Below are 25450 nucleotides of genomic sequence, written 5' to 3' on the forward strand. Positions count from 1 at the left end.
GCCGGGCCACCGGCCCGGACCGCCCGCCTACGCGGCTACTTCTTGCTCTTGGAGTCGCCGTCGGAGTCGGAGGACAGTACGGCGATGAAGGCCTCCTGGGGGACCTCCACGCTGCCGACCATCTTCATCCGCTTCTTGCCTTCCTTCTGCTTCTCCAGCAGCTTCCGCTTACGGGAGATGTCACCGCCGTAGCACTTGGCGAGCACGTCCTTGCGGATGGCGCGGACCGTCTCACGGGCGATGACCCGGCTGCCGATGGCCGCCTGGATCGGCACCTCGAAGCTCTGCCGCGGGATCAGCTCGCGCAGCTTGGCGACCAGCCGCACGCCGTACGCGTACGCCTTGTCCTTGTGGCAGATCGCGGAGAACGCGTCGACCTTGTCGCCGTGCAGCAGGATGTCGACCTTGACCAGGTCGGCGGCCTGCTCGCCGGTGGGCTCGTAGTCCAGCGAGGCGTAACCGCGGGTCTTGGACTTCAGCTGGTCGAAGAAGTCGAAGACGACCTCGGCGAGCGGCAGGGTGTAGCGGATCTCGACCCGGTCCTCGGAGAGGTAGTCCATGCCGAGCAGGTTGCCGCGGCGGGTCTGGCACAGCTCCATGATCGCGCCGATGAACTCGCTGGGCGCCAGGATGGTGGCCCGTACGACCGGCTCGTGGACCTCGTCGATCTTGCCGGTCGGGAACTCGCTCGGGTTGGTGACCTCGTGCTCGGCCCCGTCCTCCATGTCCACGCGGTAGACCACGTTGGGGGCGGTGGCGATCAGGTCGAGGCCGAACTCGCGCTCCAGGCGCTCGCGGATGACCTCCAGGTGCAGCAGGCCCAGGAAGCCGACGCGGAAGCCGAAGCCGAGGGCCGCGGAGGTCTCCGGCTCGTAGACCAGCGCGGCGTCGTTGAGCTGGAGCTTGTCCAGGGCGTCGCGCAGCTCCGGGTAGTCGGAGCCGTCGAGCGGGTACAGACCGGAGAAGACCATCGGCTTCGGGTCCTTGTAGCCGCCCAGCGGCACGTCGGCACCCTTGCTGAGCTGGGTGATGGTGTCGCCGACCTTGGACTGGCGGACGTCCTTCACACCGGTGATCAGGTAGCCGACCTCGCCCACGGACAGGCCGTCGGCGGCCTTCATCTCGGGCGAGTTCGTACCGATCTCCAGCAGCTCGTGGGCGGCGCCGGTGGACATCATCTTGATGCGCTCGCGCTTGCTGAGCGTGCCGTCGACGACCTTCACGTACGTCACGACACCGCGGTACGCGTCATAGACCGAGTCGAAGATCATCGCGCGGGCGGGCGCGTCCTTGACGCCGACCGGGGCCGGGACCTCGCGGACGACCTTGTCGAGCAGCTCGGGGACGCCGACGCCGGTCTTGGCGGAGACCTTCAGCACGTCCTCGGGCTCGCAGCCGACGAGGTTCGCCAGCTCCTTGGCGAACTTCTCGGGCTGCGCGGCCGGCAGGTCGATCTTGTTGAGCACCGGGATGATCACGAGGTCGTGTTCCATCGCCAGGTACAGGTTGGCGAGGGTCTGGGCCTCGATGCCCTGGGCGGCGTCCACGAGGAGGATGCAGCCCTCGCACGCGGCGAGGGAGCGCGACACCTCGTACGTGAAGTCGACGTGGCCCGGGGTGTCGATCATGTTGAGGATGCGGGTCGCGCCGGCGTCCTCGTCGGTCGGGGCCCAGGGCAGCCGGACGGCCTGGGACTTGATCGTGATGCCGCGCTCGCGCTCGATGTCCATGCGGTCGAGGTACTGCGCGCGCATCTGCCGCTGGTCGACGACGCCGGTCAGCTGGAGCATCCGGTCGGCGAGCGTGGACTTGCCGTGGTCGATGTGCGCGATGATGCAAAAGTTACGGAGGAGAGCCGGGTCGGTACGGCTCGGCTCCGGCACGTTCGTAGGGGTCGCGGGCACGCAGGGTCCATTCAGAGAACGCGGGTAGGCGGGACTCGGTTGTTTTTCGTCTCCCCCATGGTCCCATGCGCGGCGGTCCTGGTCCGGTTTGGGAGGCCACGGAAGCGGCTGGTAGCCTGGTCCACTGCGCTTTGTGCTCTCTCTCGTACGAGGCGCAATACGAATTCCGACGAAGCTGAAAAGGCTCTTTCGTGGCGAACATCAAGTCCCAGATGAAGCGGATCAAGACCAACGAGAAGGCTCGTCAGCGCAACAAGGCTGTCAAGTCCTCGCTGCGTACCGCGATCCGTCGCACCCGTGAGGCCGTGGAGGCCGGCGACCTGCAGAAGGCCGCCACCGCCCAGGCCGAGGCCGCCAAGAAGCTGGACAAGGCCGTCAGCAAGGGTGTCATCCACAAGAACGCCGCCGCCAACAAGAAGTCGGCGCTGGCCAAGAAGGTCGCGGCCCTCAAGGCCTGACCTGTTCTGACGCTTCACCACTGCCGGTAAGGGCCCAGCGGCCCCTCTCTCCGCTCCTTCCGGTGCACCACCGCGCCGCACACGGCCTGCGTTCGCCACGCGGGTGCGGCGCACACACAGCTTGAGACGAAGGACCTCGCGGTCACCCTTCCCCAGGGTGATGCGGGGTCTTTTGTCGTGGGGCGGGGGTGGAGGCTGCTGAGACCTGGGGCGGAGGTGGGGCTGCCGTTCGGTCCTGGGCAAGGGTGGGGGTTGGCCGCTTGACCTGGGCACGGGTTGGGCGGGTGACGGGCCGGTGTGGTCCAGGTCACGATTACGGCCATGTGGCCGGTTCCGGTCCGCTACGCTGCCGCGCATGTCGATTCCGGGGGATCAGCACCATCCCTACCCGCAGCCACAGCCGTCCGTTCCCTCCCAGCCGCCGCTCCTGCCGCACCAGCCGGGAGCGGGGGCCGGGCCGGGGCCGTACGGGCCCGGGGGCCGCAGCACAATCCGTACGCTCAAGAGCTGGGGGCTGGACCTGGGCCTGGGGTCGGGGCTGGGGCTGGTGTGAGCGGTACCGGTGGCGGCGGCGGAGGTACGCAGCACTGGCTGTGGGCGCTCGGCGGGGCGGTCGCCGCGTCGGCGATGGGCGGTGCGATCCTCTTCGCCGCCGGTGCCTTCGGGGGTGCGCGGCCCGACCCCGACCTGGCGGGCTACTCGTACACGTCCGACCTGTGCAACCGCACCGCGTTCACGCCGTTCGAAAACGCGAACTTCAAGATCAAACCGGCCGGAAGCTCCTCGTCGTCGGGCTCCTCCGGCAGCAGCGCACAGAACCCGCAGAATCCGCAGTACAGCGGCGTCCAGCAGGGCGCGATGGACTCGATGTGGTGCAACGCCGAGCTGAAGCCGTCCGGCGCGGACGGCGACGGCTACTCCTCGACCTGGGTCTACAGCAGCGCCACCCTGCACAAGAAGACCGACCCGTCGGCCGAGTTCGCGGACAGCTACCGCGCGTACGAGAGCCAGCGCAGCTCGGTCGCCTACCGGGTCACCCCGGTGCCGGGCATCGGTGACGAGGCGTATCTCGTCAGCCGGTCCGACGACAGCAGCGGCTCGTACGTGATCCTCGGCGTCCGGGACGGCTGGGCGACCTACCAGATCACCTGGTCGAGCTACACCTCGCGCAGCAGCCCGGCCAAGCCACCGACGACCGAGCAGGTCACGGGGATGCTCAAGGCGAGCGCGACGGAGACACTCCGGAAACTGCGGAGCTGAGGCCGGCCCCCGGCCCCGCGCCTCTCCTCTCGCCCCCTGCTCCACTCCCCCGGCGGTCAGCGGGAGCGGGCCGCGCGGGCGATGGTGACGACGGCCTTCTCCAGTGCGTACTCGGGGTCGTCACCGCCGCCCTTGACGCCGGCGTCGGCCTCGGCCACCGCACGCAGCGCCGTCGCCACGCCGTCCGCCGACCAGCCGCGCATCTGCTGCCGCACCCGGTCGATCTTCCAGGGGGCATGCCCAGCTCGCGGGCGAGGTCACCGGGGCGGGCGCCGCGCGGGGCGGAGGCCAGCTTGCCGATGGCGCGGACGCCCTGGGCGAGCGCGCTGGTGATCATGACGGGGGCGACGCCCGTCGACATGGCCCAGCGCAGCGCCTCCAGCGCCTCGGCGGCCCGGCCCTCCACGGCACGGTCCGCGACGGTGAAGCTGGACGCCTCGGCGCGACCGCGGTAGTAGCGGGCCACGATGGCGTCGTCGATGGTGCCCTCGATGTCGGCGACCAGCTGCGAACAGGCCGAGGCCAGTTCGCGCAGGTCACTGCCGATCGCGTCCACCAGCGCCTGGCACGCCTCCGGGGTGGCGGACCGGCCCGCCGTACGGAACTCACCGCGCACGAAGGCGAGGCGGTCGGCGGGCTTGGTCATCTTGGCGCAGGCGACCTCCCGCGCACCGGCCTTGCGGGCGGCGTCCAGCAGGCCCTTGCCCTTGGCGCCGCCGGCGTGCAGCAGCACGAGGGTGATCTCCTCGGCCGGGGAACCGAGGTACTTCTTGACGTCCTTGACCGAGTCCGCGGACAGGTCCTGGCTGTTGCGGACCACCACGACCTTGCGCTCGGCGAACAGCGAGGGGCTGGTCAGCTCGGCGAGCGTGCCCGGCTGGAGCTGGTCGGGCGTGAGGTCGCGCACATCGGTGTCCGCGTCGGCGGCGCGGGCCGCGGCCACCACCTGCTGCACGGCGCGGTCCAGGAGCAGGTCCTCCTGGCCCACGGCGAGCGTGAGCGGGGTGAGCGGGTCGTCGTTTGCTGCTTTCCTGGCCATCGCGCACCAGCATCCCACGCCCCACTGACAGCGCCGTCACCGACAACGGCGACACTGACAACGGCGTCACTGAGAGCAGCCTCACTGACAACAGCGGCACTGACAGCGCCACCGGCCGACGACCGGGACAATGGCCAGGTGAGCGATGTACGACATGTTCTGGTGCTGCCCGACCGCGACTCCGCCGAGGAGGTAGCCGAAGCGCTGGCCGAGCGCTTCGGTGTCACGGAGGAACCCCAGCTCGTCCGGGACGCCCTGGCGGGCGAGGACGACGCCGAGGACGCCCAGTGGCTGGTGGTCGTCGAAGATCCCACGGGTGTGCACGACCCCGCGAAGCTGGACGCCCTGGCGGACGAGTACGAGGGCTGGCTGGAGGCCGAGTGACACGTCGGCAGCCCGCCTGACCGGCGCACGTCAACCGCGCGCCGGGCAGGAGCACGTCTCGGTCTGCCGGGCAGGCACCCGTCAGCCGCGCAGCTCCGGTATGCGGTCCAGCGTGATGCCGAAGTGGGCGCGGTAGGCGGGGAGCACCTCGGCTTCGGACAGTTCGCGCTCGTCCCGGCCGCCGTCGGCGTCGGTGATCACGAGCGTACGGCCGGAGAGCGTGACGCGGCCGGTCTCCGTCAGCCGGGAGCAGACCAGTGAGCGGGTGAAGGGCGAGCCCGGCGAGGTGCGGTGGTACCAGCAGCCCGCCTCGAAGTCGGCCAGGGCACGCGGCCGCTGTTCCAGCCGGTACTGGGGCACGCCGTCCCGCAGGACGTCGAGATCGCCGTCGGCGGTCTCCTCGATGCGGAACAGCCCGGCGGGGTCGGGCTGTTGCTCGCGGCTGTCCAGGCGCAGCGGGTACTGGCTGTTCCTGCCGAAGCCGATGTCGGCGAGCCACGGCCCGCCCTGGTCGTCGGCGGTGTGGACACGCAGCGCGAGGTGGTCGTACGGGATGCCGGGGCCTTCCGGGCCGACGACCCGGGCGGCGAGGAGCTCGACGCGGTAGCCGAGGGCGCGGAGCAGCGCGGCGAAGGCACCGTTGAGTTCGTAGCAGAATCCGCCGCGCGAGGCACCGACGACCTTGTCCACCAGCGGCTCGTACTCCAGAGCGACGTCCTCCATGAGATGCACGGAGAGGTTCTCGAAGGGGACGGCCCGCAGATGCCGCAGGTGCAGGTCGTGCAGCGCCTCGGCGTCGGGCACCGCCGGACGGTCGGCACCGATACGCCGCAGGTAGGCGTCGGTACGTGCCTGGTCGAGCGGCTCGGCCCGCATCCGTTCTGCGTCCGAGTGGCAGCCGGCCGCCGTTCCGCCGTCCGCCCGGGAGGCGGAACGGGTCTGCGGGGAGTCCATCAGGTGCTCGTCCTCTCGGTCGCGAACCAGCGGCGGGTGCGCTCCGCGGCCGGTCCCGGGACGCCGGCCAGGAGGTCGGCGACGGTCTGCTTGGCCAGCTCGCGGCGCCAGGCCAGCTCCGCCTTGCGCATCGCGGTGGAGATGCCGCAGGGGCGGCGGAAGTCCCGGTCGGGCGCTCCGGTGCCGGGGCCCTGGCGGCGGATCTCGGTGCACCGGAAGGCGTCGTCGGTGCCCTCGATGGCGGCGACGACGTCCATCAGGGAGATCCGCTCGGGCGGCCTGGCCAGCCGGAAGCCGCCGCGGGCGCCAGGGGTCGAGGTCAGGACGCCGGCCCGGACCAGGGCCTGGAGGCGCTTGTTCAGATAGGCCTGGGGCAGGTCGAAGGAGGCGGCCAGCCGGGCCGTCGAGACGGGACGCGCGTCGCCGAGCGAGGCCAGGGTCACGCAGCAGTGCAGGGCCCATTCGACGCCCTCGCTCATCCTCATATTTCTGGAGTTTACAGGTCCTGATTAAGGGGGCGTCCGGGCCCGGCGGGCACCCTGCCGCCACCGGTCGCGCGGCCGGCGGACGAACCTCTGGTGTCGGGTTGCCGAAGCCGTACCGGGCTGTCTCCCGCGTCCCTACGTTGCAGGCATTCCGCCATCCGATCAGCTGTGCGAGGTAGTCATGACCCTGCCGGACACCGAGACGCTCCTCGCCGCGGCGGGGCTCGTCGCCACGGCCGTGCTCTGGGCCGTCGAGCGGTTCCTGCCGGGCCGCAAGCGCATCGGCTACCGCGTCCAGATGGACACCGCGATCGGCATGAGCCCGCGGGACGCCCACAGCCTGGTGCGGCTGCGGCTGCTCAGGCAGGACCAGGAGATCACCGACGCCACCCTGGCGCTGCTGCGGTTCGAGAACGACGGCGGCAAGGACATCGTGCGGCAGGACTACCAGGAGCCGCTGACGGCCGAGTTCACCGGGCGCACGGTCATCGGGGTGGAGGTGCCGGACGCCAACCCGCCGGACCTGGTCGGGATGCTCACCCGCAACGGCGGCGGTCTGCGGTACGACGGTGGCCGGCTCGTCATACCCAAAGTGCCGCTGAACAAGCGCAACCACTTCAAGCTGCTGGTCCTGTTGTCGGCGGAGGACGGAGCCGGGGACGGGGACAGGGGCGGGGACGGGAACAGGGGCGGGGGCGGGGACGGGGCGCATCGCAGCCGTGCCGGGTGCGCGGACGGCGGCCGGCCGGGCGAGGTCGTCGTCGGCGGGTTCATCAGCGGCGGGCGGATCCGGCGCAACGCGCAGCGCTGGGGACCGCGCAAACTGAGCCTCGGTCTGGGTGGCGTCTGCATCATCCTGGTCGGCCTGCTGGGCGGGTTGCTGCTCAACGGGCCGGCGGTGGTGGCGAGTGCGGAGTGCGCGACCGGGCGGCTGACCGTCGACGGCTCCAGCGCCTTCGCACCGCCGATGCGGGAGATCGCCCGGCAGTACGCGGCGCGCTGCCGGGGAGCCGAGATCGAGGTGGCGGAGAGCGGCAGCCTGTCCGGGCTGGGGCGGCTCAACCGGGCGGGGAGATCCGCGCCGGCCGGCGGACCGGCGTACCTGGCGGTGTCGGACGTCGCCGCACCCGCCATCTACCGGAAGCTGGCGGGCCGTCGGGTCGGCGTCATCCTGCTCGGCATGGTCGTCAACGGCCGGACCGGCGTCGACAACCTCACTTCCGAGCAGCTGCGCGGCATCTACGACGGCCGGTACACCAACTGGAAACAGCTCGGCGGCAGCGACCTGCCGGTCCGTATCGTCGGCCGGGACGCGACGTCCGGAACCCGGCGGGCGTTCGAGACGACCGTGCTGCGCGGCTCGGAGCCGGGCACGGTGTCGTCGTACGACTGCGGCGGCAAGGACCGCGACGCGACGGCCCGCGTCACGCGCTGCGAGGTGAACGGCACCGGCAGCCTGCTGGACACGGTCGGCCGCGTGCCGGGCGCGATCGGGTACGCGGAGGTGTACGCGGCGGCCAAGAACCCGCGGGTGACCCGCGTCCGGCTGAACGGGCGTGAACCCGACATCGAGTGGGCTGGTCAACGTAGTTATCCCTTCTGGACGGTGGAGTACCTCTACACGTACGGGCAGCCCGAGGCGGGCTCGCTCGCCGCGAAGTTCCGGGCGTTCATGGACTCCGACACGGCGAAGAACATCCTGCGCAAGTACGAGCACGTGCCCTGCGCCGACCTGGCGAGCACACCGGGCTCCGCCTGCGGCCCCTGACGGTGGTGGTCAGCCGGTCCCTGCCGCCCAGTACCGCGATGGCGCCGTCGGTGTCCGTACGCAGCACCCGGGCCCCTCGGGAGCGCAGCGACTGGACGGTGCGCGGCGCCGGATGGCCGTACGGGTTGCCGGCGCCGCAGCTGATCAGGGCGACGCGCGGCGCCAGGCGGCGCAGCAGCTGTGGATCTTGATACGCGGACCCGTGGTGCGCCACCTTGAGGACGTCCACGGCCCCCAGGTCGGGGCGCGCGGTCGTCAACGCTTGCTGCGCGACCGGTTCGAGGTCGCCCAGGAGGAGGAAGTCCAGTCCGGCGGTGCGCAGCAGCAGCGTGACGCTGGCGTCGTTGGGGCCTTCGACGGCACGCGAGGCGGGCCCGGGGTAGGGCTGGCCGGGGCCGAATCCTGGCGGCCACAGGACCTCCCAGCTGAGCGGACCGATGCTGCGCCGCTCCCCGGCGTGGAGCCGATCACCGGCACGCCTGCGGCCGCCGCGGTGCGGTGCACGAAGGCGGCCTGGCCGGGTGGTTCGGGCAGGGTCGTGGTCTCGATGGCGCCGACCGAGCGCCCGCGCAAGGCACCGGGCAGCCCGCTGACGTGGTCGGCGTGGAAGTGGGTGAGGACGAGCAGCGCGATACGGCGTACGCCCAGGTCGGTCAGGCAGCGGTCGATGGCGTCCGGCTCCGGGCCGGTGTCCACGACCACGGCGGTGCCCTCCCCCGCCGCGAACACCAGACCGTCGCCCTGGCCGACGTCACACACCACCGCCCGCCAGCCGGGAGGCGGCCAGCCGGTGATGACGCGGGTGACCGGGACCGGCCGCAGCACCGCGACGAGCAGTGCCAGGACACCGAGGACACACACCCAGGGCCGGCGTGACAATCGCCGTCCCACCAGGACGAACGCCACCGTCACGACGGCCAGCGACAGCGCGCCGCCCACCCGCCCGGCCAGTCCATCTCCGCCCCCGGAAGGCCGGCCCCCGTACGGGCCACACCGGCGATCCACTCGGTCGGCCAGCTCGCGCACCAGGCCAGGGCATGGGCCAGGGGCGGCGCGAACGGTGCGGTGGCGAGCGCCGCGAACCCCAGGACGGTGGCCGGGGCAACGGCGAGCTCGGCCAGCAGGTTGCAGGGGACGGCGACGAGACCGACGCGTGCGGCGAGCACCACGACGACGGGCGCGCAGACCGCCTGCGCCGCGGCCGCCGCGGCGAGCACCTCGGCGAGGCGGGGCGGCACGCGGCGGCGTCGCAGGGCCGCGCTCCAGCGAGGAGCGAGGGTCAGCAGGGCGCCGGTGGCCAGTACGGACAGCAGGAAGCCGTAACTGCGGGCGAGCCACGGGTCGTAGAGCACGAGGGCCAGGACGGCGGCGGCGAGCGCGGGGACGAGCGAACGGCGGCGCCCCGTCCCGATGGCGAGCAGGGTGATCAGTCCGCAGGCGGCGGCGCGCAGCACGCTGGGGTCGGGGCGGCAGACGATCACGAAGGCGAGGGCGATCGATCCGCCGAGGAGGGCGGTGGTGCGCAGCGAGAGGCCCAGGAGCGGCGCCAGGCCGCGGCGTTCGGCCCGTACGGCGAGGTGGGGCGGGCCGATGAGCAGGACGAGCAGGATGGTCAGGTTGCTGCCGGAGACGGCGAGCAGATGGGTCAGGTCGGTGGTGCGGAAGGCGTCGTCGAGGTCGGGCGGGACACGCGCGGTGTCACCGACCACCAGGCCAGGCAGAAGAGCGCGGGCGTCGGGACTCAGGTCGTCACTGGCCTCCCGGAGCCCGGCCCGCAGGTCACCGGCGAGTCGCTGAAAGGCGTCGGGGGCGCCCACCACGTGAGGTCCTGGTCCCGTGGTGACCCGTAGGGCGGCTGCGGCCCGGTCGGACGGCCGGAGGGGTGGCGCCGCGCGGGCCGCGACACGCACGCGCGTCGAGGGCAGGAGGCGCTGCCAGTCGGCGAGGTGTTTCGTGCGGTGCACGACGACCAGTACGGGGGTACGGGTGGCGGTCACCGAACCGTCCGGGGCGGTGACGCGGAGGGCGTCTCCGGTGAACACGACGGCGGGCGGCGCTTGGCGGGCGCCGCTCACCCGTGGGCGGGTCAGCCGCGGATCGCCGGTCAGCTCCACCTCGGCCGTGACCGGGGCGTGCCGCCGCGCCAGCTCCGGCAGCGGACCGCGCCGTACGTCCGCCGCGTGCAGAGCGGCGGACGCGGCTCCGGCGACCGCGCCCAGCAGCACCGCGGCGAGGGCGGCCAAGGCCCCGGTGGCCCGCCGCCGTGGCCGGCGGACCGCGATGACGACCACGATCGCCGCCAGCACCGCGGCCACGGCACACGCCGCCGCCACCGAGCCGCCGGACCACCCCAGGGCCAGTGCCGCCGCGCCCCACGCGGCCGCCGCGGGCCCGGCCAGTCGAAGATCGACGGCTTCGTCCGGCCGGCGGGGGTCGGCGGCGCCGTAGGGGAGGATGCCGTCGCGTGGACGGCGGTGCGGGCGGCCGTCGGGGCGGCCGTTCGGGCGGAGATGGTGCCGGGTGCGGTGTGGGGGCCGGAGGGCTGGGGCGGTGGGGGCGGCTGGGGCCGTGAAGGCGAATGGGGTCGTGGGGGCGGATGAGGCGGCGTGGTGGGGTGCCGGGTCATGGCTGGACCAGCGGCCGCAGGTCGGCGAAGCGGCGGTCGCCGATGCCGTTCACTTCGCGGAGCTGTTCCACGGAGGTGAAGCCGCCGTGTGCGGTGCGGTATTCGATGATGTGCCGGGCCAGGACGGGGCCGACTCCGGGGAGGCCGTCGAGCTGTTCCGCGGTCGCGGAGTTCAGGCTGACGGGCGCGGCTCCGGCGCCCGTACCACCGGACACGCCGGCGCTTCCGGACGCCGCACCACCGCCGGTGCCCGCCCCGGAAGCCGCTCCGGCCCCGGCTCCCGTGGCCGCTCCGGGGCCCGCGCCCGGCACGGCCCCTGGGGCGTCCACGGCGATCTGCTCGCCGTCCACCAGCAGCCGGGCCCGGTTCAGTCCTCGGGTGTTCGCACCGTCCAGCGCCCCGCCCGCCACGCGCAGCGCGTCGGCGACGCGGGCTCCCTGCGGCAGCCGGTGGATGCCGGGACGGTGCACCTTCCCGACGACGTCGACCACGAGCAGCCGCCCCGCGACGGTCGGCGGCGCGCCTCCCGGTGGCGGCGCCGCCACCTGTGGCTGCGGTGCGGGAGCCGGAGCCGACAGCGCCGGGGCCCGGGCGGCGGCCGGTACGCGGACGGGCTCGGGCCGGGACACCCAGAAGTGATGGGCCGCGAAGGCCACCGCCACCGCGAACACCACGGCCAGAGCAGCCAGCGCTTTCGGGGCGATCGCGCATCGCGACTGCACCCACAGCGGCAGCCGCTCCCGCACGGCGAGCGCCAGCCGGGCGACACGGTCGGGACGCGCGCCTTCGCGGGGGCCCTGGGGCCGGTCATCGGTCAGGTCGTCAGCGGCTGGTGCGCCTGGGGCGCCTGGGGTCTCTCGGGCGCTTGGGCCTTCTGCGGTACAAGTGGTGTCTGTGATGCCTGGAGCATCTGCGGCGGCAGAACTTTCCGGGAGGCTCGGAGTCGGCGGGCTGCCCGGAGGTGACGGATCGCCCGAGGACGGTGGGCTGCCGCCCGGTTGCGCGGGGCTCGCGCGCCGGTCCGGGCCGGGTGGGCCCCGGAAGAGGCCCGCGGCCCGCGTACGTACCGCAGTGGCGGTCTCCGCACGCCGGGCGGCGCGCCCGTGCACCGCGTCACGCACGGTCCTCCGGCGGGAGGGCGGGGCATCGGTGCCGCGATCCGGAGCGAAGTCGGGCCGGGAGGCCAGGCCGAGCCCGGACCCGAAACCGGGGCCCGGGTCGAAACCGGTGCCCGGGTCGAAACCGGTGCCAGGGTCGAAACCGGTGCCAGGGTCGAAACCGGTGCCAGGGTCAAAACCGGGGTCCGGGTCGAAACCGGAACCGGGGTCGGGCCCGAAGCCGAAGTGCGAGCCGGGGCCGAAACCCGAGCCGGAACCTGGACCGGAGCCGGAGCCTGGACCGGAGCCGAAGTCTGGACCAGAGCCGGTAGCGGACCGACCGGACGAATCAGTTACAGAGAGTGATTGCGGCGTCATGCCCACGAACGTTAGGCACTTCGCGCCGAGCCCGCTGCGAGCCGTCACATCCCGGGGATAACCGGCTCGTTGTGGATAACCGCGTCACCCGAAGGAGGACTTCCGCGCTAACGCGGCGAGACCACTGCCCCCAGCAGCCCCGGCCCCGTGTGCGCCCCGATCACCGCTCCCACCTCGCTCACATGCAGCTCGGCCAGCCCCGGCACCCGCTCACGCAGCCGTTCCGCGAGCGCGTCCGCCCGTTCGGCCGCCGCGAGATGGTGTACGGCGATGTCCACCTGCGCCTCCCCGGCCCGCTCCACGGCGATCTCCTCCAGCCGGGCGATCGCCTTCGAAGCCGTACGGACCTTCTCCAGAAGGTCGATCCGCCCCTCGGCGAGCTGGAGCAGGGGCTTGACCGCGAGGGCTGACCCGAGGAGCGCCTGCGCCGCCCCGATCCGGCCGCCCCGTCGCAGGTAGTCGAGGGTGTCGACGTAGAAGTAGGCGGATGTCTGCTCGGCGCGCTTCTCGGCCGCGGCCACCGCCTCGTCCAGGCTGCCGCCGGTCTCCGCGGCCTCGGCCGCCGCCAGGGCACAGAAGCCGAGCGCCATGGCGACCATGCCGGTGTCCACGACCCGCACCGGTACGGGGGCCGCGGCGGCCGCCTGTACCGCCGCGTCGTACGTGCCGGAGAACTCCGAGGACAGGTGGAGCGAGACGATGCTCGCGGCCCCCGCCTCGGCGATGGCCCGGTAGGTGGACGCGAAGGCCTCGGGGCTCGGCCGCGATGTCGTCACGTACTTGCGCTTCTGCAGGGCCTGGGCGACCGATCTCGCCGAAATCTCGGTGCCCTCCTCCAGGGCCTGGTCGCCGAGGACGACGGTGAGCGGTACCGCCGTGATCCGGTGGCGCCGCAGTGCCGCCCGCGGCAGGTAGGCCGTTGAATCGGTGACGATCGCGACATGGCGGGACATGACTGGGAGGTTATCCGGGGATCCCGGAGGCCGACAGTGCGGGCCCCTACCAAGATCCGCCGGCACCGGCCGGACCGGGAGGAAGACGCCCGGCGGCGGCTGCCGGTTGCTCGCCTCGGCCGACGCGATCAGCCCACCCGGCCCGCGTGGAACCGTCTGCCTGACCCGCGCCCACCGGCCCGACCGACGTCACCGGCCCGGCCACAACAGCCAGCCCGGCCTCGGGAGCCCGCCCGGCCTCGGGAGCCCGCCCAGCCTCACCGGCCCCGTCAGCATCAGGAACCCGCCCGGCGTCACCGATCCGGTCGACATCGACGTCACCGGCCCGGTCGGCACCAAGGGCCCTCCGCCCGCCCTTCCGCCCTCAGGTCGTCCGCTCCGTACGCGGCGCCTTCTGCCATGCGTACGTGGGCTGCGTACGCGGGTCACGGGCCGTGATGGCGGGAGTCTCGTCCTCGGCGGCTCCCCAGGACTTACGCCCCGCCGCCGCCCCTTCCGAAGAAGCCCCGGACGCGCCCCCGGACGCCCCCGCCCCGGCGGCCGCCGACGCGCCCCCGGACGCCTCGATGCGGTCCTCCAGCGGCTCCTTCGACCAGTGCCGCAGGGCTCCGGCCTCCATGTCGATCTGCTCGCCGAGCGCGGCGAGGTCGTCGTCGGCGAACTGCCGTGCGCGGTCCCGGGCGGCCCACCGCAGCGACTCCGCGGAGTGCGTGATGCGCTCCAGCCGCTCGCGCAGCTCGGGCAGCCGGGCCGCGATGCCGGCCTTGGCGGGCTCCCGCTCCAGCCGCTTGAGCTCGTCGTCCAGCTCGTGGCCGTGGGCGCTGAGCCGCTCGAAGAGGCCCAGCGCCTCGGTCAGCGAGGTGTCCTGCTCGGCGCCGGTGTGCAGCGCGTCCTGGGTGGCCCGCATGGACGTACGCAGCGAGAGCCGCAGCTGGGCCAGCTCACCGGCCACGCCGGGCTGGGTGAACTGGCGGGCCCTGAGGGTGGTGTCCTCGACGGTCCGGCGCGCCTGTGCCACCCCGCGGTCCACCCCGCGCTTGGCCGCCTTGACGGCCTTGACCGTGACGAAGACACCGGCCGCGACGAACAGCAGGAAGAGGAGCCCGAAGATCGCGGCGACGGCTTCCATGGTTACTCCTCGATGGCGACGGCACGGTGGGCGGAGGCGCCGGGGTCCCGGCTCTTCCACCGTAAACGCCACGGGCAGGCCGGGGTTCCCTTCGAACCCCCAACCTGCCCGTAGTGGTCATCCCTCAGTCACGCTCCGGAGAGCCCGGCGACCGTCCGGATCCAGCCACGCCCCGAAGGGCTCCGGCGACGGGATCAGCGCCTCACGCGGGAACGATGTTCACCAGCTTCGGCGCCCGCACGATCACCTTGCGGATGCCCGCGCCGCCCAGCGCCGCCACGACCGCCGGGTCCGCCAGCGCCGCCGCCTCCAGGTCCGCGTCCGAGACGGACGGCGAGACCTCCAGGCGCGCCTTGACCTTGCCCTTGATCTGCACGACGCAGGTCACGGTCTCGTCGACCACGTAGGCCGGGTCGGCGACGGGGAAGTCCTGGTGGACGACCGATTCGGTGTGGCCCAGCTTGCGCCACAGTTCCTCGGCGATGTGCGGGGCCAGCGGCGCGACCAGCAGCACCAGGCGCTCGGCCACCGAGCGCGCGACCGGGCCGCCCGCCTTGGTCAGGTGGTTGTTCAGCTCCGTCACCTTGGCGATGGCGGTGTTGAAGCGCAGGTTGGCCATGTCCTGGCCGACGCCGTCGATCGCCTTGTGCAGCGCGCGCAGCGTGTCCTCGTCCGGCTCGGCGTCGACGACGGTGGTCTCGCCGGTCGCCTCGTCCACGACGTTGCGCCACAGCCGCTGCAGCAGGCGGTACTGGCCGACCACGGCGCGGGTGTCCCACGGACGCGAGACGTCCAGGGGGCCCATCGCCATCTCGTACAGGCGCAGGGTGTCCGCGCCGTACTCCCCGCAGATCTCGTCGGGCGTGACGGCGTTCTTCAGGGACTTGCCCATCTTGCCCAGGACGCGGCTGACCTTCTCGCCCTGGTAGTAGTACGCGCCGTCGCGCTCCTCCACCTCGGCGGCGGGTACGGCGATGCCGCGGCTGTCCCGGTAGACGAACGCCTGGATCATGCCCTGGTTGTACAGCTTGTGGAACGGCTCGGAGGACGCGATGTGCCCCAGGTCGTGCAGCACCTTGGACCAGAACCGCGCGTACAGCAGGTGCAGTACGGCGTGCTCCTGGCCGCCCACGTACAGGTCGACGCCGCCGTGCGGCTGCCCCTCGCGCGGGCCCATCCAGTACTGCTCGACCTCCGGGTCGACCAGCGCGGTGTCGTTGCGCGGGTCGGTGTAGCGCAGCTCGTACCAGCAGGAACCGGCCCAGTTGGGCATGGTGTTGGTCTCGCGGCGGTACATCTTCGGGCCGTCGCCCAGGTCCAGCTCGACGTTGACCCAGTCCTCGTTACGGGACAGCGGGGTCTCGGGCTGGGTGTCGGCGTCGTCCGGGTCGAAGGTGCGCGGCGAGTAGTCGTCGACCTCGGGCAGTTCCAGCGGCAGCATCGACTCGGGCAGCGCGTGCGCGACGCCGTCCTCGTCGTAGACGATCGGGAAGGGCTCGCCCCAGTAGCGCTGGCGGCTGAACAGCCAGTCGCGCAGGCGGAAGTTGACGGTGCCCTCGCCGATGCCGGCGGCGGCCAGCCACTCGGTGATCTTGATCTTGGCGTCCGGGACGGTCAGGCCGTCCAGCGCGATGTCGGCGCCCGCCGAGTTGACGATCTTCGCCTCGTAGGAGTCGAAGGCGTCGTCCCAGGTGGCAGGGGACTCGCCGCGGCCGTCCGACGGCTCCACGACGCAGCGCATGGGCAGCTCGAAGGCGCGCGCGAAGGCGAAGTCACGGCTGTCGTGCGCCGGGACGGCCATGATCGCGCCGGTGCCGTAGCCCATCAGCACGTAGTCGGCGATGAAGACCGGGACGCGCTCGCCGCTGACCGGGTTGGTCGCGTACGCGCCGGTGAAGACGCCGGTCTTGTCCTTGGCCTCGGCCTGCCGCTCGACGTCCGACTTGGCCGCGGCCTGCTTGCGGTACGCGGCGACGGCCTCGGCCGGGGTGCCGTACCCGCCGGTCCAGACCTCGTGGGTGCCCTCGGGCCAGGCGTCCGGGACGATCGAACGCTCACCGGAGACCAGCTCGTGCTCGGGCGCCAGCACCATGTAGGTGGCGCCGAACAGGGTGTCCTGACGGGTGGTGAAGACGGTGATCTTCTCGTCGCCCACGGGGAAGTCCACCCGCGCGCCCTCGGAGCGGCCGATCCAGTTGCGCTGCTGGAGCTTGATGGCGTCCGGCCAGTCCAGCCCGTCCAGGTCCTCCAGCAGGCGGTCGGCGTAGGCGGTGATGCGCATGTTCCACTGGCGCAGCTTGGCCTTGAAGACCGGGTAGTTCCCGCGTTCGGACCGGCCCTCGGCGGTGACCTCCTCATTGGCCAGCACGGTGCCCAGGCCGGGGCACCAGTTGACCGGCGCGTCCGAGGCGTACGCCAGGCGGTACTCGCCCAGGATCTCGGCGCGCTCGGCGGCGCTCAGCGCGTTCCAGGGGCGTCCGTCCGGCGTCGTACGCTCTCCGGCCTCGAACTGCGCCACCAGCTCGGCGATGGGGCGCGCCTTCTTCGCGTCGGCGTCGTACCAGGAGTTGAAGACCTGGACGAAGATCCACTGGGTCCACTTGTAGTAGTCCGGGTCGATCGTCTCCACGGAGCGGCGCGGGTCGTGGCCCAGGCCCAGCCGGCGCAGCTGGCGCCGCATGTTGACGATGTTGGCCTCGGTGGAGACGCGCGGGTGCGTGCCGGTCTGCACGGCGTACTGCTCGGCGGGCAGGCCGAAGGCGTCGAAGCCCAGGGTGTGCAGCACGTTGTGGCCGGTCATGCGCAGGTGGCGGCCGTACACGTCGGTCGCGATGAAGCCGAGCGGGTGGCCCACGTGCAGGCCCGCACCCGAGGGGTACGGGAACATGTCCATGATGAACTTCTTGGGCTTGGCCACCAGCTCCGGGTCACCCGCCAGGTCGCCCTTCGGGTTCGGGGCCTCGTACGTGCCCTCCGCCTCCCAGAAGTCCTGCCAGCGCGCCTCGATGTCGGCGGCCAGCGCTGCCGTGTAGCGGTGCGGCGCTGCCACCTCGGCAGCCGAAGTCGTCTCGGTCATCGTCCTCAAAGCTCCATCGGTCGTCTCTGCCTGCGGCTACTGCGAAAAAGTGCGACTTTTGCGGAAACAAAAAGACCCCTCGCACAGGAGGGGACGCCGCGCCGATGCCGACCGGAAGCTCACCGGTCGGTACTGATCAGCGCGGCCCGCTAAGCAGAAGGCGTACGGCACGCATGGCGTCAGGGTACCGCAGGGGCCGCCGGGCCCGCTGGGAGCCGTCCAACTGGCGAAGGGGCACGCGCCTACGGGCGGGAACTTCCGGGGCGGGCGGAAGCACGCGGAAGCAACGCCTCTGGCGGCACCGGGCGGCACATGGCCCGGCTCCTTCGAACAAACCCGGCACCCGACGGTAGCAGCGCGCCGCCCCGCAGCACGCCGCTTACGGAAAGCCCGCCTCCCGGACCCCGGCCCGCCCTACTTTTCCCGCATGCGCCCCCACCGCAAGAGCCGCGTCGCCCCCGGCCCGCGGCCCCCCGGCTTACCTCGCCTCCCTGTCCGCCTCCCGCTCCGCCTTCCGGACGGCCTCCCGGGCCTGTCCCGCCCGTCCCCCGGCCCGCGCCCGCGCCGTCACGGCCCCCGGGACGGCCCGCGCCACACCGCCCCTCCGGGCCCGATGACAGGCCCGGTCCCGGTCCCGCGCCGCCCCCGCCTGCGCCGCCGTCCCGCGGCCGCCGCCGGAGCCGTCGCCGCTCTCGCTCTCCTCCTGCTCTCCGGGACCGACCCGCTGCGCGGCTTCCTCGACTTCACCGGCGGTGTGCTGGCACTCGTCTCCCTCACGGCCGCGGTCGTCTGGGGGCTGGTCGCCGCGGGCCGTACGGTCCTGCTCCCCCGCAGCCGACTGCTCGCCCAGGGAGTCCACCGGGCCCTGGGCACCGCCTCGCTCGGCTTCCTGGCCCTGCACATCGCGGTCAAGGTCGCCGAGGGGCACGCGTACGTACTGAACGCGCTGCTGCCGTTCACCAGGACGCCCGCCGACGCTTCCACACTGATCGGCTTCGGTGCCGTGGCCGGCTACCTGATGGTGCTGGCCGCCGCGACCGGCGCGCTCCGCAGCGCCTTCGCCGGCCGCGGCCGGGCCTCGGAGCGCTGGCGCGCCCTGCACGCCTGCGCGTACCCGGCCTGGTGCCTGGGGCTCGTCCACGGCCTGAAGTCGGGTCGCGCCCCCTCCGGGTGGGTCACCACCGGGTACGCGCTGTCCCTGGCGGCGGTCGCCGCCGCCCTCCTGGCGCGCACCTTCCTCCCGCACGTCCTCCGGGCCCGCCTGCGCGCCCGTTCTGCCGATGCCCCGCCGCCTCCGCCACCCCCCGCGTACCCGTACTCGCACCCCACGTCCCCGGACTCCCCACCGCCGTACCCCTCGTCCCCGGACTCCCCGCCGGCGTACTCCTCGTATCCGGATGTCTCGTCACCTCTCACCTCGTATCCGGGAGCCTCGCCACCTGACTCCTCACCGCCGTACGGCCGGCACGCGCTCCACATCGTCCCCGCCCGGCCCGCCTCGCACGGCAGGAGCCGATCATGACCGGCCCGCTGCCCGACGTACCGCCCGTCCAGACCATCGGCCCGCCCCGGCTGACCGCGGGCTTCGACCAGGGCGAGCGTCTCGACCGCCGGGCCCACCTGCTCGTCCACGGCTCATCGCCGTCCCTGTCGGCGGACCGGCTGGCCGAGCTGGCCGGCGCCATCGCGCTGCGCGGTCGTGGCGGCGCGGGCTTCCCCTCGTACGGAAGCTGGAGGCGGTGGCCCACCACGCGCGGCGCTCGGGCGTCCGGCCCGCGGTCGTCGTCAACGGCTGCGAGGGCGAGCCCGCGTGCCGCAAGGACACCGTCCTGCTGTGCCGCGCGCCACACCTCGTCCTGGACGGCGCGCTGCTCGCCGCCGACGCGCTCGGCGCCCGCACGCTGGTGGTGGGTGTGACCAAGGACGCGGCCGAGCGGTCGGTGCGGGACGCGCTGGCCGAGCGCGGCCTGAGCGACCGGCGGCGCGGGCGGTCGCTGCGCGCCCGGCTCGTCCGCGTACCGGAACGGCTCGTCTCCGGCGAGGCGTCCGCGCTGATCCGGGCCGCGGAGGGCGGACCGGCGCTGCCGCCGGGGCGGCGGGTGCGGGCTGCGGAGTCCGGGCTCGGCGGCGCGCCCACGCTCTTCTCCAACGCCGAGACGTTCGCGCAGCTCGCCGTCGCGGCCCGGACGGGCGCCGACCGGTACGCCGCGACCGGGGCGCCCCACGAACCCGGCACCCTGCTCCTGACCGTGTCCGGCGCGGTGCCCTCCCCCACCGTCGTCGAGGCACCGAGCGGGGTGCCGCTTCCGTACGTCCTCCAGGTGTGTGCCGCCGACCCGGCCCCCGGCGGCGTCCTGGTGGGCGGCTACCACGGCGCCTGGCTGGCCGCCACGACCGCGTACGCGACGGTGGTCACCCGCGAAGCACTCGCGGCCGTTGGCGGAGCGCTCGGCGCGGGCGCGGTACTGCCGGTGCCCGCCGGCACCTGCCCACTCGGCGAAACCCTGCTGGTAGCGCGCTGGCTCGCCGCTGAGTCATCGGGCCAGTGCGGGCCTTGCCGCCTGGGCCTGCCTTCCCTGGCGAGCGCGCTGGCGGACACGTTGGCGGGCGGCGGCCAGGAAGCACTGGAAGGCGTACGGCGTGCCACGCAGACCGTGAACGGGCGCGGCGCCTGCAAACACCCCGACGGCGCCGTGCGGTTCATGCTCTCCGCCTTGGACGCCTTCCCCGACGATCTCGCCGCGCACACCCTGGGCGGCGGATGCGGCCGGGAGACCGCCGCGGTACTCCCTCTCCCCGCACCGGAGACGGGCGACGCGGCCGACGGTACGGGCACGGGTACTGCGGGCGCGACGGCTGCCACGGGCCGGTTGGCGGTGGACTGGACCCTGTGCGAAGGGCACGGCCTGTGCGCCAGACTCCTCCCCGAAGCCGTACGCCTCGACCCGGACGGCTACCCCCTCATCCCGGACACCGCCTTACCGCCCCGGCTCCACCAACGCGCCCAGCGCGCGGTCAGCCGCTGCCCCGCCCTCGCCCTGCGCTTGGAGAAAACCTGAGCTGGAGAAGTTCTGAGGGAGCCTGAGGGAGGGGCCACGACGCAGTGCGATCCATCGACGCCTGCGGGGGAAGGACTTCCGGAAAACGCAGAATCCCGCCCGGTCATCCAGACCGGACGGGATCTCGTGGATCTCTGTGAGTCGCCTCACTGTTGATCCTTCTGTGGAGCTAAGGAGAATTGAACTCCTGACCTCCTGCATGCCATGCAGGCGCTCTACCAACTGAGCTATAGCCCCTCGCTGTGGTCCGCCGCGGTTCTTTTCCTTGCGGCTCCCCGCTGCGGCATCGCCTACATTACACGGCCCTCCCCGCCTTCTGCCAAATCGGTTGTCCTGGGGCCCCGGGCGAGGGGGCGATGTACTGTCGGCGGGCCGTGCCCGATTCGTCCTGGGGAGCTGTACGCCGTGTCCGCGCTGGAGCTGGAACAGTCCGCTGCACCCGGCGGTTCCTCCCCGCTGAGGGACCTCGTCCGTCGCCGTCCGCTGCTGGTGGCGGCCGTCGGCTGTGTGCTGTCCTTCGCCGCCTTCTGGGTCGCGCAGCGGCTGGCGCACGTGACGATGGTCGACCTGATGGTCTACCGCGCCGAGGGCTGGACCGCCCGCAACGGCGAGGACCTCTACGACATGGTCGCGACCTCGGCGCACCTGCCCAACACCTATCCGCCCTTCGCGGCGCTGCTGTTCACGCCGCTCACGCTGGTCGGCGTACCGGAGATGCGTACCCTCGCCACCCTCGGCAACCTCCTGCTGCTGGTCGCCGTCGTCCACCTCGGCCTGCGGCTCGTGGGGCGGCCGAAGCGGGTGCCGCCGCTCGCCGCGGCGCTGGGGGTGGCGGCGCTGCTGGTCTGGTGCGAGCCGGTGTGGACGACGCTGCGCTACGGGCAGATCAACCTGCTGCTCGCCGTGCTGGTCCTGTGGGACCTGACCCGTAAGGACAGCAACCGGTGGGCCGGGATCGGCATCGGGCTGGCGGCCGGTATCAAGCTCACCCCGGCCCTGTTCGCGGTCTTCCTCGCGCTGGCCGGGCTCGTACGGGCCTGGCAGCGGCTGCGGGCGGGCGCGGGGGCGCGGGAGGCGTGGAACCCCTGGCTGCGGCAGGCCGCCGTGGCCTGTCTCACCTTCCTGGGCACCGCGCTGCTGTCCGCGCTCGTCCTGCCGCACGACTCCCGCCGCTTCTGGACGGAGATCATCTTCGCTGCCGACCGGGTCGGCGAGGTGGAGATCACCGCCAACCAGTCGCTGCGCGGCGCGCTGGCCCGGCTGCTGCACACCCACGACCCCGGCCTGTGGTGGCTGGCGGCCGCGGCCGTCGTGGCCGTGCTCGGGCTGTCCGCCGCGGTCGGCGCGCTGCTGCGCGGCCGCCGGGCCTGGGCGGCCGTCGCCTGTGCCGTGACCGCGCTGCTGGTCAGCCCGATCTCCTGGTCGCACCACTGGGTGTGGGGCGTACCGATGCTGATCCTGCTCGGCTCGGAGGCGATCGGCCGTGGCGGCTTCGGCAGCCGGGCCGGCCGTCGCTGGTGGGCGGGGACGCTGGCGATGGGCCTCCTCTTCTGTTCGTTCGCGCTGTGGTTCGTGCCGCACCGCTACCACCACCATGAGGAACTGCGCCAGAACGGCGGCCAGATGCTCTTGTCCGGGATCTATCCGATCGCCGGGCTGGTCTTCCTGGTGCTGACCGCCGTGCTGGTGCGGAGGGACGGTGCGGGTGGAGGCGGGGCACTGCCGAGCGCGGGGCAGGGCGAGGCCACGCCGGGCGCCGGTCCCGAGGCGGCCACGCCGGGACGCTGAGCCGGGGCGCCACATCGGGACCCGAGCTTGCGGCGGTTACGCCGGGACGCTGAGCCGGGGCGTCTCCCCGGCCCTGCGCCAGCCCTCGCCTCAGCGCCTGCCTCTCCCCCGCCTCAGTGCGCGCCGTGGTCGTGCCCGCCCGGCTGGTGGTGATGGAACTTCAGCACCTCGCGCGGCATGACGACGAACGGCCGCATCATGCCCATGTCCTCGTGCTCCAGCAGATGGCAGTGGTACATGAACCGGCCCGTCGCGCCCTGGAAGCGGGCGAGCACGTTGACCATCTGGCCCGGCGGGACCTGTATGACGTCCTTCCAGCCCTGGTCACCCGGGGATATCGGGACCGGGCCGCCGTATTCGAGCGGGACGCGGGTGCCGCCGACCTTGTTGTCGTACGGGCTGTCCGGGTCACCGTCCGCCGGATAGCGGTCGCGGCTCAGGACCTGGAAGTCCACGAGGTGGATGTGCATCGGGTGGACGCCGGCACCGCCCAGGTTCAGGAAGCTCCACTGCTCCCAGTCGCCGTGCCGCACCGTGTGGCCCAGCGTGTCGTCGAACATCCGGGCCTTACGGCGGTACGTGCGGGTCTTTCCGTCCGCGCCGTGGATCTGGACGACTCCTTCGACGGGGAACTGCAAGCCCGTGTCGGGGATCTCCTCCACCTCCCACATCTCCGGGTGGAAATTGCCGACCGGGCCGGGCGGGGTGAGGACGACGAGCCGGTGCTCGTGGTGGGGTGCCGAGTCGTGGGTGAGCCGCTCGAAGGACGGGGAGATCACCTGCGGGAGCACGAACGGGTCGCGCACCTGCGTGGTGCCGACCCGGAACTGCATCACGTCCGGATACGCCACCCCGGGCGTGGCGTTGACGAGCCGGAGCGTACGCCCGCGCAGCAGGCCGAAGTCGATGAGCAGGTCCATCCGCTCGGCGGACGCCATCGGCAGCGGGCCGTCCACCGGGACCGGCCGCGGCAGCAGGCCGCCGTCCGAGCCGATCTGCCACACCGCGCCCGTCACCGGCGCGCCCGTCGCGTCGTCCACCAGCCGGAGCTGGAAGGTGCGGCTGTTCGCCGCGTTCAGCACGCGGAAGCGGTACCAGCACGCCGCGACGTCGGCGTGGGGCCAGATGACTCCGTTGACGAGGGTGTAGGGGCCGGTGAAGGGCAGGGTGACGTTCTTCCCGTCCTTGTCCTCGGTCACGATCCGGGTCTTGTGCAGCAGACGGCCCGTCAGGCGGCCGTCCGGGTCCGTGTCGAGGTTACGGTCCTGGATGACGAGCGGTATCTCCCGCTTGCCGGAGGGCAGTTGCAGCACGTCCTCCTCGTCGTCGCGGATCAGGTACATCCCGGCCAGGCCCGCGAAGACGTTCCACCGGGTGATGTCCATGGCGTGGTCGTGGTACCACCAGCACGTCGCACGGTGGTCGTTGGGATACTCCGAGAGCTGGGAGTCGCCGGGCGAGACGGCGTTCTCCGACCAGCCGTCGTTGCCGCCGCCGGTCACCGCGCCGTGCAGGTGGGTGACCGTCCAGGGCGGCAGGTCGGCGACGCCCTCCACGAGGGTGCTGCTCGCGCGGCCCGGCTCCTCGGTGGGCCGGGGCGCGCTCTGTGAGGGCTTGGCCTCGGCGGCGGTGACCGGATAGCCGCCGGTGAGGCGGTTGTTCCAGTTGATGCGGAGCCGCCGGCCACGGCGCACCTCGATCGTCGGGCCCGGGTAGTGCCCCTCGTACGCCCACACCTTCGTCGGCGGGAGCTCGGAGTGCAGCCGGACCCAGGTGGCGGTCTGGTCGATGTCGATGCCGCGCAGCGCCTCCTTGCGGCCGGGCCGCAGGACGGGCGGGATGCGCAGCTCGTCGACGAAGGGTGTCAGTCCGGCCGCGGCTTCCCGCTTGTGCGGCGCGTCGGACGGCCGGTCCACCGACGCTTCCCGGACAGGATGAATCGTCACGTCACTCACGATGCGACCCCCGTATCGCTTCCCCCGTGCCGCCGGCCGTCTCCGGCGGCAGCTTCACGCGTTCAACGCCCCGCCCTTCGAACGGAGTTCCGCCTTCCACGGGAAATTTCGCACTGATGCCCGCCGTGGCATCTCAGCGGGCTCCCCGGCCCACCGCCCCCACCGGCCACCCGCCCGCGCTCAGGCGGTCGCGAACGAATAGAAACGCTTCAGCGTGCAGTGCTCGTCGAGCAGGCGCCCGTAGATCGGCTCCCCGTCGAGTTCGCGGTACGTCTCGATCGGGTCGCCTTTTATGACCAGGGCCCGCGCGCACTCCTCGCACCAGTACTGGTACTCGGGGTTGACCGGCTCCATGTCCCGGACGATCGGCGTCCCGCTGCCGCACCAGTCGCATTTCCTGCTGTGAGCGCCCATCAGTCAGCTCCAGCTGTGGCCGCAGGCCGTACAGACGAACGAGATGCCGCCGTTGTCGCCCAGCACCTGCGCCACATGGGCCGAGCCGCAGGACGGGCACTGGAGCACGGCGCTGCCGGTGCTGCGCGTGCCGTCGGCGGGGCGGGCGGGATGGGCCGGACGGGGAGCGTCCTCGGGCAGCGGGCCGGCGCTCTGCACGGGAGCGGTCGCATCGAGCAGGTCGTCGACCTCCTCCATGATGCTCGTGGGCATCGCGTTCTCTCCTCCCCTGCCGGCGCCGTCCGAATTCTGCCACGGACCGCCGACCGGGTCAGTCCCGCCGCCGTACCCGTTGTACCAGCACACCGCCGTACGGCGGCCGGAGCGCCGGAGGGAGAGGCGTCGAACGCGGGCCGGCCACGCGGTCCCGCAGGGCGGGATCCCGACAAGGTCTACACCGTTACGCACCGGTTCGTGCGCCCGTTCGTGCACGAAATGATCCCGCCTCCCAGAGAGGGAGACGGGATCATCCGAGGTGTGGAGCTAAGGAGAATTGAACTCCTGACCTCCTGCATGCCATGCAGGCGCTCTACCAACTGAGCTATAGCCCCGGGTCTTGTTCCGATCCTCCGGGGTTTTCCCCGGCGGCGCCGCGAACAAGAAGAACTCTAGCCTGCGACCAGCCCAAATGTGAAATCCGGCCGCTCCGGGCCCCCGGAGAGGCGGCCCGCCGGTCCCCGGGGA

At 72.7% G+C, this 25450-nt stretch carries 17 protein-coding genes, 2 tRNA genes and 3 pseudogenes; 8 read left to right on the forward strand and 14 right to left on the reverse strand.

The genetic code is table 11. The annotated features are described in order from the left end of the window. Positions 1–35: 35 nt before the first annotated feature. Positions 36–1904, reverse strand: coding sequence for a translation elongation factor 4 (gene lepA, locus ACEXOX_RS17675; RefSeq protein WP_406521757.1), 1869 nt, complete (start codon positions 1902–1904; stop codon positions 36–38). A gap of 191 nt (positions 1905–2095) precedes the next feature. On the opposite strand from lepA, the gene rpsT reads away from it, so the two are divergent. From rpsT to ACEXOX_RS17690, 3 genes are all read left to right on the forward strand, one after another. Further along, on the forward strand, positions 2096–2362 hold the full coding sequence (gene rpsT / locus ACEXOX_RS17680) for a 30S ribosomal protein S20 (RefSeq protein WP_030023016.1): 267 nt from the start codon (positions 2096–2098) through the stop codon (positions 2360–2362). A 355-nt stretch (positions 2363–2717) separates the two neighbouring features. Beyond that, a complete protein-coding gene (locus ACEXOX_RS17685; protein WP_406521758.1) occupies positions 2718–2915 on the forward strand; it encodes a hypothetical protein in 198 nt (65 codons plus the stop codon). Then, positions 2912–3622, forward strand: coding sequence for a hypothetical protein (locus ACEXOX_RS17690; protein ID WP_406521760.1), 711 nt, complete (start codon positions 2912–2914; stop codon positions 3620–3622). The genes ACEXOX_RS17685 and ACEXOX_RS17690 overlap by 4 nt, the downstream gene beginning before the upstream one ends. A 56-nt stretch (positions 3623–3678) precedes the next feature. On the opposite strand, the pseudogene holA reads toward ACEXOX_RS17690, so the two are convergent. Then, positions 3679–4661: pseudogene (holA, locus tag ACEXOX_RS17695) on the reverse strand (DNA polymerase III subunit delta). A gap of 138 nt (positions 4662–4799) precedes the next feature. Between holA and ACEXOX_RS17700 the strand changes: the two are divergent. Further along, a complete protein-coding gene (locus ACEXOX_RS17700) occupies positions 4800–5045 on the forward strand; it encodes a hypothetical protein (protein WP_030023012.1) in 246 nt (81 codons plus the stop codon). An 81-nt stretch (positions 5046–5126) separates the two neighbouring features. On the opposite strand, the gene ACEXOX_RS17705 is transcribed toward ACEXOX_RS17700, so the two are convergent. Further along, positions 5127–5921: an arylamine N-acetyltransferase gene (locus ACEXOX_RS17705; protein ID WP_406526381.1), complete on the reverse strand. Its 795-nt coding sequence runs from the start codon at positions 5919–5921 to the stop codon at positions 5127–5129. A 77-nt stretch (positions 5922–5998) separates the two neighbouring features. Next, entirely contained in the window at positions 5999–6484 is a 486-nt protein-coding gene (locus ACEXOX_RS17710) for an RrF2 family transcriptional regulator (RefSeq protein WP_406521762.1), read from the reverse strand. Between the two features lie 181 nt (positions 6485–6665). Between ACEXOX_RS17710 and ACEXOX_RS17715 the strand changes: the two genes are divergently transcribed. After that, positions 6666–8252 carry a substrate-binding domain-containing protein gene (locus ACEXOX_RS17715; protein ID WP_406521764.1) on the forward strand — a complete coding sequence of 529 codons (1587 nt, stop codon included), beginning with the start codon at positions 6666–6668 and terminating at the stop codon, positions 8250–8252. 16 nt (positions 8253–8268) lie between these two features. On the opposite strand, the pseudogene ACEXOX_RS17720 reads toward ACEXOX_RS17715, so the two are convergent. From ACEXOX_RS17720 to leuS, 5 genes and pseudogenes are all read right to left on the reverse strand, one after another. Beyond that, positions 8269–10708 (reverse strand): annotated as a pseudogene (locus ACEXOX_RS17720) (ComEC/Rec2 family competence protein); the annotation flags it as partial. Positions 10709–10874: 166 nt separating this feature from the next. Beyond that, positions 10875–11624, reverse strand: coding sequence for a helix-hairpin-helix domain-containing protein (locus tag ACEXOX_RS17725; protein WP_406521766.1), 750 nt, complete (start codon positions 11622–11624; stop codon positions 10875–10877). A gap of 836 nt (positions 11625–12460) precedes the next feature. Then, positions 12461–13306 (reverse strand): DegV family protein, encoded by an 846-nt coding sequence (locus ACEXOX_RS17730; protein ID WP_406521768.1) that lies wholly within the window; start codon positions 13304–13306, stop codon positions 12461–12463. Positions 13307–13670: 364 nt separating this feature from the next. Then, entirely contained in the window at positions 13671–14435 is a 765-nt protein-coding gene (locus tag ACEXOX_RS17735; protein WP_406521770.1) for a hypothetical protein, read from the reverse strand. A 202-nt stretch (positions 14436–14637) separates the two neighbouring features. Continuing rightward, positions 14638–17511 carry a leucine--tRNA ligase gene (leuS, locus tag ACEXOX_RS17740; protein ID WP_406521772.1) on the reverse strand — a complete coding sequence of 958 codons (2874 nt, stop codon included), beginning with the start codon at positions 17509–17511 and terminating at the stop codon, positions 14638–14640. A 613-nt stretch (positions 17512–18124) separates the two neighbouring features. Between leuS and ACEXOX_RS17745 the strand changes: the two genes are divergently transcribed. Further along, the gene (locus tag ACEXOX_RS17745) at positions 18125–19033 is read left to right on the forward strand and encodes a hypothetical protein (protein WP_406521774.1); all 909 of its coding nucleotides are present in this window, start codon (positions 18125–18127) and stop codon (positions 19031–19033) included. Next, a pseudogene (locus ACEXOX_RS17750) lies at positions 19030–20570 on the forward strand (NADH-ubiquinone oxidoreductase-F iron-sulfur binding region domain-containing protein). The gene ACEXOX_RS17745 and the pseudogene ACEXOX_RS17750 overlap by 4 nt, the downstream one beginning before the upstream one ends. A gap of 164 nt (positions 20571–20734) precedes the next feature. Here the strand turns inward: ACEXOX_RS17750 and ACEXOX_RS17755 are convergent. Next, a tRNA-Ala gene (locus ACEXOX_RS17755) sits at positions 20735–20807 on the reverse strand. 168 nt (positions 20808–20975) lie between these two features. Here ACEXOX_RS17755 and ACEXOX_RS17760 point away from each other — a divergent pair. Further along, positions 20976–22358 carry a glycosyltransferase 87 family protein gene (locus tag ACEXOX_RS17760; protein ID WP_406521776.1) on the forward strand — a complete coding sequence of 461 codons (1383 nt, stop codon included), beginning with the start codon at positions 20976–20978 and terminating at the stop codon, positions 22356–22358. 113 nt (positions 22359–22471) lie between these two features. Here ACEXOX_RS17760 and phsA read toward each other — a convergent pair whose 3' ends face one another. The 4 genes from phsA to ACEXOX_RS17780 form a co-directional block, all read right to left on the reverse strand. Next, entirely contained in the window at positions 22472–24313 is a 1842-nt protein-coding gene (phsA, locus tag ACEXOX_RS17765) for an O-aminophenol oxidase PhsA (protein ID WP_406521778.1), read from the reverse strand. Positions 24314–24493: 180 nt separating this feature from the next. After that, the gene (locus tag ACEXOX_RS17770; RefSeq protein ID WP_030020510.1) at positions 24494–24727 is read right to left on the reverse strand and encodes a hypothetical protein; all 234 of its coding nucleotides are present in this window, start codon (positions 24725–24727) and stop codon (positions 24494–24496) included. Positions 24728–24730: 3 nt separating this feature from the next. After that, on the reverse strand, positions 24731–24979 hold the full coding sequence (locus ACEXOX_RS17775; RefSeq protein ID WP_406526691.1) for a hypothetical protein: 249 nt from the start codon (positions 24977–24979) through the stop codon (positions 24731–24733). 265 nt (positions 24980–25244) lie between these two features. Then, a tRNA-Ala gene (locus tag ACEXOX_RS17780) sits at positions 25245–25317 on the reverse strand. Positions 25318–25450: the final 133 nt, after the last annotated feature.

The sequence above is a fragment of the Streptomyces sp. Ac-502 genome (assembly GCF_045222935.1).
GTDB lineage: Bacteria > Actinomycetota > Actinomycetes > Streptomycetales > Streptomycetaceae > Streptomyces > Streptomyces monomycini.

Bases quoted from the DNA above. Each gene is read 5' to 3' on its own strand.
- ACEXOX_RS17685 (WP_406521758.1), top strand. From the start codon at position 2,718: ATGTCGATTCCGGGGGATCAGCACCATCCCTACCCGCAGCCACAGCCG.
- ACEXOX_RS17705 (WP_406526381.1), bottom strand. From the start codon at position 5,921: ATGCGGGCCGAGCCGCTCGACCAGGCACGTACCGACGCCTACCTGCGG.
- ACEXOX_RS17710 (WP_406521762.1), bottom strand. From the start codon at position 6,484: ATGAGGATGAGCGAGGGCGTCGAATGGGCCCTGCACTGCTGCGTGACC.
- ACEXOX_RS17715 (WP_406521764.1), top strand. From the start codon at position 6,666: ATGACCCTGCCGGACACCGAGACGCTCCTCGCCGCGGCGGGGCTCGTC.
- ACEXOX_RS17730 (WP_406521768.1), bottom strand. From the start codon at position 13,306: ATGTCCCGCCATGTCGCGATCGTCACCGATTCAACGGCCTACCTGCCG.
- ACEXOX_RS17735 (WP_406521770.1), bottom strand. From the start codon at position 14,435: ATGGAAGCCGTCGCCGCGATCTTCGGGCTCCTCTTCCTGCTGTTCGTC.
- leuS (WP_406521772.1), bottom strand. From the start codon at position 17,511: ATGACCGAGACGACTTCGGCTGCCGAGGTGGCAGCGCCGCACCGCTAC.
- ACEXOX_RS17745 (WP_406521774.1), top strand. From the start codon at position 18,125: ATGACAGGCCCGGTCCCGGTCCCGCGCCGCCCCCGCCTGCGCCGCCGT.
- ACEXOX_RS17770 (WP_030020510.1), bottom strand. From the start codon at position 24,727: ATGGGCGCTCACAGCAGGAAATGCGACTGGTGCGGCAGCGGGACGCCG.
- ACEXOX_RS17775 (WP_406526691.1), bottom strand. From the start codon at position 24,979: ATGCCCACGAGCATCATGGAGGAGGTCGACGACCTGCTCGATGCGACC.